Below are 9,981 nucleotides of genomic sequence, written 5' to 3'. Positions count from 1 at the left end.
AAAAATGAGTTTTTTCGGCACAACCTGGAATGCGCTCGGTGATATTGCAATGTGGGCTCACGAAGAAGTCAGCATTTATCGGCGCAGCAAGAAAATACAGCGAGAGAAGGAGAGCCGTGATGCATTGGTGCGCCTTGAATCAGCGGAATACCAAACGGTGGAGAAAGTCACGGGTATTTCGGTCGCTGAGTTCAGTGAACGTTATTTGATGAAAAAAGAACCCGTGATTGTGGCGGATGGTTTGAAGGATTGGCAGGCAAAGCAACTCTGGAATTTTGATTACTTTGCCAAGGAATTCGGCAACATGTCCGTGCAGTTGCAGGATGCGGGCTTTAAACCGAAAAGTAACGTTGAGTTGCGTACTTATTTACAGGAAATCGCCTCATTGCCTGCGGTTGAATTGGGCGAAATGGGCAATGATCTGGATTATCTCCGTTACACCTACGATTCATTCCTTAAACATCTGTTATTCACGTGGGGATTGGGTCATCGGGTAAAAACGGATTCATTTAGCTTTCTGGCGTTCCAACGCATTCAGGATCATTGGCAACGGCCTTATTTTCTGCCTGAAAGCGGTTATAAGATCCCTTGGGTTCAGGTTGGTTCCCTTCATCCCAACAAGCGTATGTGTCAGGATTGGGGACTTTATTTCTCCGCACCGGGAGCATGTACTCGCTTGCATGTCGATGGCATGAGAACCAATGCGGTGCTGTGCCAAGTGGTCGGTCGAAAAGCGGGCTGGATTTTTTCTGAATCACTGGAAGATGTGGTCAGGAATACCGCAGAAGGGCACGCTGATTTATCGCCATCGGTGGACTCATCGATTATGCAGCAATCCGCCCGTCAGGGCCGGCAGAAAGATCGTATCTGGCAATTTGACCTGTTGCCGGGGGAAATTATGCTGATCCCGAAAGGGTTGTCCCATGAAGTACATACTTTATCGCCCAGCATTTCTTTAACTTATAATTTTCTCACCAATGCGGAATACCGCGACTATTTTGATTTCAAAAGCCAGCGGGGGCACGGTTGGATAGCCAATGCCCCGATTGCGGCTGTTCCTGAATTCGAGCGCATTTATCAGCGTAATATTCTTTCTAGCATGACGTAATGGTTAACGGTTGTTTCATTATTAATGATCATTTGACTTCTGAATGGGAAATGAACAATCTGATTGTCTGTCTTGTGCATTGATTTGAACGTGATGCATTGATGGATAATGACATATTGCGCCTTCTTGAACAGGTTACGTGAGTGATGCGGGCTGTGCGGGAGACGCGATCTTTTTCTAGATACCCATACCCAATGGATTTCAAGCCGCATTGCGGCGGCAAGAGAATGTACCCCAGAAGCATAGGCAATGATGTGACTGGGGTGCGTGAACGCAGCCAACAAAGCGGCAACTTGAAAGACGAAGGGGATATTTCACCTAAAGCGAGTAAGAAGTATGTCTTTATTTTCAAAAACGATAACGGATTTTTGGCAAGCTCCCTTGTTAAATGGGGATGTGCTTTATAGTGATGACGTGCTCACTATCGCCACTAACGCCAATCTGGAAGAAAGTGATCGGCTTATGGTTCTGGAAACGACGGATGGTCGGGTGCTGGCAGTGATGACGCCAGAGATGGCTGAAAAAGCGGGGCTTTATCATCAGGAAACGATGTCTGAGTCGATTTTCCGCCAGAAACTGAGTGAAGCAGAAATTACGCTGCACGGTGCCGATTATATTTTTTACTTCTCTGAAGCAGAAAAGAACATCTTGCTGCAAGAGGAGCTGGAAGGTGATCTGCGTAAGCTGGAAGAAGGGGGAGATGAGAAGGTTTTCGCTGATTTCCAATCTGCTGTTTCAGAACAAGATCTGGATGATGCGTATGTGGAATTGGATCATTGGGCGGTATTCGGCTCTTTTGATCAAGGCAGATTGGTTTGTGCTGCCAGTATGTATCCTTGGGATAATGCGAAAATCGCCGATCTTGGTGTGCTGACGCAGGCGTCTTTCCGGTGCAAGGGCCACGCCAGTAAGGTGGTGCGCACTATCAGTAAATTTGCCTATTCTCAAGGGCATGAACCCCAGTATCGCTGCCAGCTCGATAACTCCGCATCTGTGGCGTTGGCAAAAGCCTCGGGGTTAACATTGTTTGGTAAGTGGGAGCTGGTTTCCCCTGATTCGAAAAACTGAGTGATGTTTGATACCTAGTCAGTTCATGAGCGATTCCGTCCATGAATCGCTCAATGAGTCAACCAGCCAGTTCTATGCAGTTAGTTTGAAATCTTTCCTTTCATTTTGCCAGTTGCCGCGTTCATGACGGCAACTGGAAATTCATCCGATATGTGCCCGATAAATTTCACGTTATTGCCAATAATGCAATAGCGCGGATGAGGGTGGGTATTAACAACCGCTAACACGCAAATAAGAAAATAGTCACTATGTCAAAAATGAAAATAGCTGTAGTGGGCGGGGGCAATATTGGCTCCAGCTTGGCCTTCGATTGTGCTCTGCGCGGGCATGATGTGGTTGTTATCGAAAAAAATGGGCTTTCCTGTGAACAGAGCAAAGAGCGTATTATGGAAACCGCGAATTATGCGCCGTTATTCAGTCCGCTCGCCAAAGGAAAAACACCTGAAATGATTCTGCAAAATATCGTTTGGCAGCAGGATTTGCAGGCGATAGCCGATTGTGAGTTGATCGTGGAAAACATCACTGAAAATATTGAGCTGAAACAAGCTCTCTATGCGCGGATGGCGGAATTTATTGCTCCCGACGCAGTATTGGCAGCAAATACTTCCTGTATTCCCATCACTAAATTGGGTTCGTTCCACCGCTCTCCCTCTCAGGTTATTGGGGTGCACTTTATGAATCCGGTGTATTTGAAACCAACAGTTGAGGTCATTATCGGCCTGAATACGTCTGAACAAACCCAAGAACGCTGTTTGGAACAGTTATCCATATTGGGTAAAAATGCCGTTGTGGTGAAAGATGGCCCCGGCTTTGTTTCTAACCGGATTTCCCATTTGTTTATGAATGAGGCAGCCTTCACTGTGCAAGATGGTGTCGCCCTGCCGGAAGATGTGGATGCGATATTCAAAGGGTGTTTCGGCCATAAAATGGGGCCGCTGGAAACAGCGGATTTAATCGGCATTGATACGGTAGTTAATTCCCTTGATGTTCTTTACTTGATGTTTCAGGACTCCAAGTACCGTGTTTGCCCGCTGATGCGGACAATGGTTGATGCGGGCTATTTGGGACGCAAATCCGGCAAGGGATTTTATACATATTAATCGTCCAGAAATCGCATCAGGTTAAGGCAACCTGGCTTGCCGGTGTTATTCATTTGAGAGTTGGGACCGCAGTCCCAACTCTGCTCTCACATTTATCAAACGGCGTTGTAAGAACCCAATTTACTCATATCTATCACTTTATCCGGCCAACCCTCTACAAAATCCACCTCATGGCATACCAAGACAACGGTTCCTGAATACGCAATCAGCGCCTCTTTCAGGGCCGCTTTCATGGCGGTATCCAAGTGGGTTGTCGGTTCATCCAAAATCAGCACATTGCTCGGAGACGCGGCTATCATCGCCAATTTCACTTTGGTTTGTTCACCACCGCTCAGTTGCAATAGCGATTGTTCCATCTTTTTGCCTGATAAATGAAACCGGGATAATTGTTGCCGGGCGGTTTTATCATTCAGCGAAGCGTTGGCGGAACGCACCATCTGAATCGGTGTACTTTCCGGATAATCCCAGTGCAAATCTTGCGCGAAGTAACCCCATTTAATCCCCAGCGCCAGCTCAATATTCCCTGATAATGGCGTTAATTGACCAAGCAACGTTTTCAACAGAGTGGATTTACCCAAGCCGTTAAAACCTGCAATCACGACTTTTTCCCCTCGTTGTATATGTAGATTCAGTGCAGGTAACAATGGGTTTTGGTAGCCGATAATCAGTTCATGAGTGTTAATTATTTTCTGGGCATTGAGATGCAATGCGGCAAATTGAACTGAAATAACAACATCATGTTGCGGTTTTTCTATTATATCCATTTTTGTCAGTTGTTTTTTGCGCCCATTGGCAATCTTCGCTTTGACTCCCGCTCCATTTTTGGCGATAAATGCTTTTAGCTTGGCAATCTCTTTTTGCTGAGCATCAAAGGCATTGACGATATTTTTCTGCTCCAACGTTTTCTGGGCCATCGCCTTACTGTAATTGCCTTTGTATTTTTTTATGCTGCAATGTTCGATATCGCAAATACCATGAGTGATTTGGTCTAAAAAGGCGATATCGTGAGAAATCACCAAAAATGCGCCGGAATAAGCCCGTAAATAATTTGTCAGCCATTCGATATGCACAGAATCAAGATAGTTAGTCGGTTCATCCAGTAACAAAACCGAGACTTCATCCAGCAGCAATTTAGCCAGCATGACTTTGTGACGTTGACCACCGCTCAGGTTGCCAATCGGGGTGTCTAGCCCATAGACATCCAATCCTAAACCAAAGGCAACTTGTTCAATACGGTGCGTCAGGCTGTAGAATTGATGTTTTTCCAGTAATGTTTGCCATTCAGCAGCCTGTTTCAAGTAACTCTCGTCCATGCTTTTTTCTGGTGATTCATAAATTTCTATCATGGCACGTTCAGCATCAAACAAGGCTTGGAATGCTGTGTTGAGATAATCCCGAATCGATAAGTGATGATCAATATGAGCGTGTTGGTCTAAATAGCCGATTTTGGCGTTTGGCTGCCAGCAAATTTCACCAGAATCTGGCGTAATTTCATTTTGCAGTAAACGCAGCAGAGTGGTTTTCCCCGCGCCGTTTTTTCCTGTGACCCCGATATGTTCTTTAGGGTTAAGAGTAAAATTGGCGTCACGATATAACCATTTATCTGGCAATTGATAATTCAGGGCTTTAACAAATAAAAGGCTCATTATATTTATCCCAAAAAAAAGAGGGGCCGATATGAATACCGGCCCCTCGTCTTAAATAATATACACTTTGTCTTTCAAGCTGCCGCTTTGTTGGCTGCGTTCGGTCACCCCGGTCACGGTCACATAGTTATCTATGTTCCCGGGAGTGCTCCCCCTTGCTGCCGCGATGCAACTTGAAATCCATTGTGTATAAGAAATGGGGTATCTGAATTTCAGATATAAAAAGGCCGGTGATGGAAGATCCGCACCGGCCAGCTCTCTATCTTTGTTATCAAATACAATGTCTTCAAAAGCGATGTCTTCAAAAGCCGCGCCTTCAAAAAACAATACCTTCAAAAACGATGTCATCCGCTGTCTTTCAGTCGCTTTTGGGGGCTTTCTCTTGCCGTCTCGATGCAACCTGAAATCTGTAGGGTATCAACCTGTTCTGAGAGTATTTTTGTGTATTTGATGAAGATTGGATCACTTATCTCCGAGCATCACTTCATCGTGAAACATGCACGGAGCACAGCCTTCTGATAAAGCTCTTGAATAAGATGTATAACAAAATAGAGAGTGTCTTTTAAAAGTGGTTTGCTTTTTAACCTAAGCAAATAAATAAGAAAAGTCAATGTGGAAACATGAAACGGCTATTTTAGTCGTGAATATGTTTGAGTTCTGTGATCGGGTTCGATGATAAATAAAACAGCACAGCCACACGGCCATGATGTGAAATGAAAAGATTTCAGACTAAATAAGCAGAAAAATGGACATCTCAGTGGTTTTCAAGTTGCATCTTTGTTGGCCGTATTCGTTTACCCCGGTCACCGTTTTATCAACCTACGGTTATTTATGCTCCCGGGGTTCACTCCCTCGCTGCCTCGACGCAACTCGACATTTATAAAAGGTGAAATAGTAGCGATGTATGAATCGTCTACTTAATTTTAAGGTGAGCTGTTATTTTTTGATGCGCATAATAACAGATTCACCCACGACGACAGATCCATTGACCTTAGATAATTCTTTGATTTCATCCATGTTAGAAATAACAACAGGAGTCAGGGTTGATTTAGCCCTTTCTTCCAGAAATGCTAAGTCAAACTCTAAAACCAAATCGCCTTTTTGGACCCGCTGTCCTTCTTCGGCGATGCGTTTAAAGCCTTCACCTTTCAGTTCAACGGTATCAATACCAAAATGGACGAATAGTTCAATGCCACTATCAGATTCGATAGAAAACGCATGGTTAGTTTCGAAAATTTTACCAATGGTGCCGTCAACGGGAGCAACAATTTTATTGCCGGCGGGTTTAATCGCAATGCCATCACCAACAATTTTTTCGGCAAAGACAACATCTGGCACATCTTCAATGTTGACTATTTCACCGGATAATGGGGCGATAATTTCAATACTGCCACTGTTTTTTTTATCGTCTGAAACCAGAGATTTCAATTTATCAAGCAGACCCATGAATATTCTCCTAATTGTTTAATGGGACCGTGTTCTGGTTAATGTGCTTCGTTTAGCAGAGGGTTTTTTCTCTGGTAAACGTATCAACCAACTCCATCAATTCCTGTGCTGTTGGCTGAGTTAAAGCTTGTTCCGCCAGTGCTTTTGCATCACCGTAGTTTGTATTACGGATGATCTTTTTGATACGCGGAATTGATATTGCACTCATGCTGAATTCATCCAATCCCATGCCTAAAAGCAGCAGTGTAGCGCGTTCATCACCAGCGAGTTCACCACACATGCCCGTCCATTTACCTTCTGCGTGTGAAGCATCAATCACTTGCTTGATTAAGTTTAACACGGCAGGTGACATTGGGTTATAAAGATGAGAAATCAGCTCATTACCACGGTCTACCGCAAGAGTATACTGAGTTAGATCGTTCGTCCCAATACTAAAAAAGTCAACTTCTTTTGCAAGATGGTGAGCAATGATTGCAGCTGCAGGTGTTTCCACCATAATGCCAACTTCAATTGCTTCATCAAATGCCTTGTTTTCATTGCGTAACTGAGTTTTCAGTAACGCAATTTCCGCTTTCAGTTCCCGTATTTCTTCAACTGAAATGATCATGGGGAACATGATGCGTAGCTTACCAAATGCGGAAGCCCTCAAAATAGCCCGCACTTGAGAATGTAAAATTTCTTTACGGGCGAGGCAAATGCGGATTGCACGCCAACCCAGGAATGGGTTTTCCTCTTTTGGCAGATTCATATAAGGCAGATCTTTGTCACCGCCGATGTCCATAGTACGAATAATAATCGCTTGATTACCAACGGCTTCGGCAACGGCCTTGTAAGCCTCGAATTGTTCGTCTTCAGTCGGTAAGGCGTCACGATCCATAAACAGGAATTCCGTACGGTATAAACCAACGCCTTCTGCACCATTGCGCTCTGCGCCAGCGACATCACGGACTGTACCGATATTGGCACAAACTTCAACTTGGTGCCCATCCAAAGTGATGGCGGGTAAATCTTTCAGCTTCGCGAGTTCTGCTTTTTCGGTCAGGTATTCATTTTTAGCGGCTTTCAGTCGCTCGATTTCGGCATCAGATGGGTCTACGTAGATATCATTATTGACTGCATCCAGAATCAGATAGCTGCCGTTTTTAATTTGTTTGGTTGCGTTGGTTGTGCCAACAATCGCCGGTAATTCCAGTGAGCGGGCCATGATAGAGGTATGGGAGGTACGGCCACCCAAGTCAGTGATGAAACCCAGAACTTTATCCAGATTAAGTTGTGCGGTTTCTGACGGGGTCAGATCGTTGGCAACCAGAATGGCTTCTTCTTCAATGGAACCTAAGTCAATAATTGGCATGCCCAGAATATTTTTCAGCAAACGCTTGCCGATATCGCGCACATCAGCAGCACGCTCTTTCAAATATTCATCATCCAGTTCTTCGAGGGCTTTGGCTTGATCTTCAATGACGGAGTAAACAGCGGAATCCGCAGTTGCCAGATTTTTCTTAATCAGGGTAATAATTTCCTGCTCCAGTTCCTCATCTTCCAGCAACATAATGTGGCCTTCGAAGATTTCGGCCTTTTCAGCACCCAAGTTTTTCTCGGCTGTTTCTCTGATGATTTCTAATTGTGCGGAGGATTTATCGCGGCCTTGCTTAAAACGGGAAATTTCTTGCTCGACTTGTTCAGGAGTGATTTTTTTCTGATTAATAATGATGGGGTCTTCTTTCAGCAATAGTGCCTTACCGAAAGCAATACCTGGTGATACTAAGATACCTGAAATCATACTCTGTGACCTTACTGCGGGTGATTACTTTTCATTGCGCCTTCGAAGGGGGAGGCTCTACTTATCCCCGGATGTTATTGCCCCGGGGATGGACTGCATGAAACAAGTTGGCTTTATTAAACAGGTAATTATTCCAACTCACCCATCAGTTTAATTAAATGTTCAACAGCTTGTTGCTCATCTTCGCCTTCAGCAGCAATAGTGACAACTGTACCTTGAGTTAGCCCCAGCGTTTGCAGCTTAAACAGACTTTTTGCACTGGCAGATTTGCCTCCAGAAGTCAGGGTAATGTCAGAAGAGAAACCTTTTGCTTCTTTGACGAATTGTGCAGCAGGGCGAGTATGAAGACCATTTGGTGCAGTAATAGTAACTTCTTGCTGGAACATAGTATTTCCTCAATAACTTAAATAATCGTTGAGAAGCCAAGAGAATCCTAGTCAGTGTAGTTGAATTCGCTTTAGCTTGTACAATCGTTAAATTGATAATGAACAAAGGATATACCCTGTCAAACTCAAGCCGTTGTTCCGTTGAGATCACCACTTGAAGTTTATCGGCGGGTATATTAATCGTTATCAAAAAATTAACAAACTTGATGCATTCAATTGTTGATTAGGTGTTAATACACACTATCTGAGTAATGGCTGAGTTAAATAGCCTTTCAGGCTCCAGCGTGGAGATTAATTTCGTGCATCAAAATAATTACTGGTTAAATACTAAAGCTACTTGAATAAATCATCTAAGAAAGTTTTAAACTTTGATCTGATGCACAAAAAAGCACCCCTAAGGCGCTTTTTTGGCATCATAATGAAACATCACTTAGCGTGATTTTTAATCACATCATAAATCGGAAAATAGCGCCGTACTGAGATAACGTTCAGCGGAGGAAGGCAAAATAACGACGATATTTTTACCTTTGTATTCATCTTCCTGCGATAATTTGACGGCTGCGGCCACGGCTGCACCGGAAGAAATGCCCGAAAGAATGCCTTCTTTTTCAGTAACTTCGCGTGCTGTTTTAATCGCTTCTTCATTACTGATCTTAAATACGCGGTCAACTAATGTTAAATCTAAGTTATCAGGAATGAAACCTGCACCAATTCCCTGAATTTTGTGCGGGCCTGGTTTAAGTTCTTCCCCTGCCAATGTTTGACTGATAACAGGTGAATCTTCTGGTTCTACCGCAACGATTGTGACTTGCTTGCCGCGTGTGTTTTTCAGGTAGCGGGCAACACCCGTAATAGTCCCGCCGGTTCCGACACCAGCAACAAAAACATCTACGTTTCCGTCAGTATCTTCCCAAATTTCAGGGCCGGTCGTTTTTTCGTGGATTTCTGGGTTTGCTGGATTGCTGAATTGTTGTAGAAGTACATAACGGCCGGGATCGCTGTCATGAATTTCGTTGGCTTTATCAATGGCACCTTTCATGCCTTTTGCGCCTTCAGTCAGTATCAAATTAGCGCCCAACGCTTTCAATAGCTTGCGACGTTCAAGGCTCATGGTTTCTGGCATGGTCAATGTCAGTTTATAACCACGGGCGGCTGCAACGTAGGCAAGTGCGATACCAGTATTGCCACTGGTTGGCTCAATTAATTCTTTATCTTTAGACAAAATACCGCGTTTTTCTGCATCCCAAATCATGTTGGCGCCAATGCGGCATTTTACACTGAAACTGGGATTACGGGATTCTACCTTTGCCAGAATGTGGCCATCGGAGAAATGTTTCAGGCGTACCAGCGGGGTGTGGCCAATAGTTAACGAATTATCTTCATAAATTTTGCTCATTGTTCGATTGCCCCTAAAATACCGTTAAATACTGTTTAACCATACGCTAAC

At 44.2% G+C, this 9,981-nt stretch carries 10 protein-coding genes; 4 read left to right on the top strand and 6 right to left on the bottom strand.

Translation table 11 applies throughout. From position 1 onward, the window contains the following. The first annotated feature begins 4 nt into the window (after nucleotides 1–4). From BM100_RS02680 to BM100_RS02670, 4 genes are all read left to right on the top strand, one after another. The gene (locus BM100_RS02680) at nucleotides 5–1,108 is read left to right on the top strand and encodes a cupin-like domain-containing protein (protein WP_092507677.1); all 1,104 of its coding nucleotides are present in this window, start codon (nucleotides 5–7) and stop codon (nucleotides 1,106–1,108) included. Between the two features lie 227 nt (nucleotides 1,109–1,335). After that, nucleotides 1,336–1,515: a hypothetical protein gene (locus BM100_RS22920; RefSeq protein WP_175494896.1), complete on the top strand. Its 180-nt coding sequence runs from the start codon at nucleotides 1,336–1,338 to the stop codon at nucleotides 1,513–1,515. Further along, the gene (locus BM100_RS02675; protein WP_244590547.1) at nucleotides 1,505–2,176 is read left to right on the top strand and encodes a GNAT family N-acetyltransferase; all 672 of its coding nucleotides are present in this window, start codon (nucleotides 1,505–1,507) and stop codon (nucleotides 2,174–2,176) included. Before BM100_RS22920 ends, BM100_RS02675 begins: the two co-directional genes overlap by 11 nt. A gap of 248 nt (nucleotides 2,177–2,424) precedes the next feature. Beyond that, on the top strand, nucleotides 2,425–3,276 hold the full coding sequence (locus BM100_RS02670) for a 3-hydroxyacyl-CoA dehydrogenase family protein (protein WP_092507673.1): 852 nt from the start codon (nucleotides 2,425–2,427) through the stop codon (nucleotides 3,274–3,276). Between the two features lie 95 nt (nucleotides 3,277–3,371). On the opposite strand, the gene BM100_RS02665 is transcribed toward BM100_RS02670, so the two are convergent. From BM100_RS02665 to cysK, 6 genes are all read right to left on the bottom strand, one after another. Beyond that, on the bottom strand, nucleotides 3,372–4,922 hold the full coding sequence (locus BM100_RS02665) for an ABC-F family ATP-binding cassette domain-containing protein (protein WP_092507671.1): 1,551 nt from the start codon (nucleotides 4,920–4,922) through the stop codon (nucleotides 3,372–3,374). A gap of 51 nt (nucleotides 4,923–4,973) precedes the next feature. Then, nucleotides 4,974–5,270 carry a hypothetical protein gene (locus BM100_RS02660; RefSeq protein ID WP_092507669.1) on the bottom strand — a complete coding sequence of 99 codons (297 nt, stop codon included), beginning with the start codon at nucleotides 5,268–5,270 and terminating at the stop codon, nucleotides 4,974–4,976. A 588-nt stretch (nucleotides 5,271–5,858) separates the two neighbouring features. Continuing rightward, nucleotides 5,859–6,368, bottom strand: a complete 510-nt coding sequence (gene crr, locus BM100_RS02655; RefSeq protein WP_092507667.1) for a PTS glucose transporter subunit IIA — start codon at nucleotides 6,366–6,368, stop codon at nucleotides 5,859–5,861. A 52-nt stretch (nucleotides 6,369–6,420) separates the two neighbouring features. After that, a complete protein-coding gene (gene ptsI / locus BM100_RS02650; protein ID WP_092507665.1) occupies nucleotides 6,421–8,148 on the bottom strand; it encodes a phosphoenolpyruvate-protein phosphotransferase PtsI in 1,728 nt (575 codons plus the stop codon). A gap of 128 nt (nucleotides 8,149–8,276) precedes the next feature. Then, nucleotides 8,277–8,534: a phosphocarrier protein Hpr gene (gene ptsH / locus BM100_RS02645; RefSeq protein WP_092507663.1), complete on the bottom strand. Its 258-nt coding sequence runs from the start codon at nucleotides 8,532–8,534 to the stop codon at nucleotides 8,277–8,279. Between the two features lie 451 nt (nucleotides 8,535–8,985). Beyond that, nucleotides 8,986–9,930: a cysteine synthase A gene (gene cysK, locus BM100_RS02640; RefSeq protein ID WP_092507661.1), complete on the bottom strand. Its 945-nt coding sequence runs from the start codon at nucleotides 9,928–9,930 to the stop codon at nucleotides 8,986–8,988. Nucleotides 9,931–9,981: the final 51 nt, after the last annotated feature.

The sequence above is a fragment of the Xenorhabdus mauleonii genome, from assembly GCF_900113945.1.
GTDB classification, from domain to species: Bacteria; Pseudomonadota; Gammaproteobacteria; order Enterobacterales; family Enterobacteriaceae; genus Xenorhabdus; species Xenorhabdus mauleonii.
This window is presented reverse-complemented; position numbering and strand designations above follow the sequence as displayed.

What these genes read in the sequence shown, in the direction of transcription:
- BM100_RS02680 (WP_092507677.1), top strand. Translation starts at nt 5, where the DNA reads ATGAGTTTTTTCGGCACAACCTGGAATGCGCTCGGTGATATTGCAATG.
- BM100_RS22920 (WP_175494896.1), top strand. Translation starts at nt 1,336, where the DNA reads ATGTACCCCAGAAGCATAGGCAATGATGTGACTGGGGTGCGTGAACGC.
- BM100_RS02670 (WP_092507673.1), top strand. Translation starts at nt 2,425, where the DNA reads ATGTCAAAAATGAAAATAGCTGTAGTGGGCGGGGGCAATATTGGCTCC.
- BM100_RS02665 (WP_092507671.1), bottom strand. Translation starts at nt 4,922, where the DNA reads ATGAGCCTTTTATTTGTTAAAGCCCTGAATTATCAATTGCCAGATAAA.
- BM100_RS02660 (WP_092507669.1), bottom strand. Translation starts at nt 5,270, where the DNA reads ATGACATCGTTTTTGAAGGTATTGTTTTTTGAAGGCGCGGCTTTTGAA.
- crr (WP_092507667.1), bottom strand. Translation starts at nt 6,368, where the DNA reads ATGGGTCTGCTTGATAAATTGAAATCTCTGGTTTCAGACGATAAAAAA.
- ptsI (WP_092507665.1), bottom strand. Translation starts at nt 8,148, where the DNA reads ATGATTTCAGGTATCTTAGTATCACCAGGTATTGCTTTCGGTAAGGCA.
- ptsH (WP_092507663.1), bottom strand. Translation starts at nt 8,534, where the DNA reads ATGTTCCAGCAAGAAGTTACTATTACTGCACCAAATGGTCTTCATACT.
- cysK (WP_092507661.1), bottom strand. Translation starts at nt 9,930, where the DNA reads ATGAGCAAAATTTATGAAGATAATTCGTTAACTATTGGCCACACCCCG.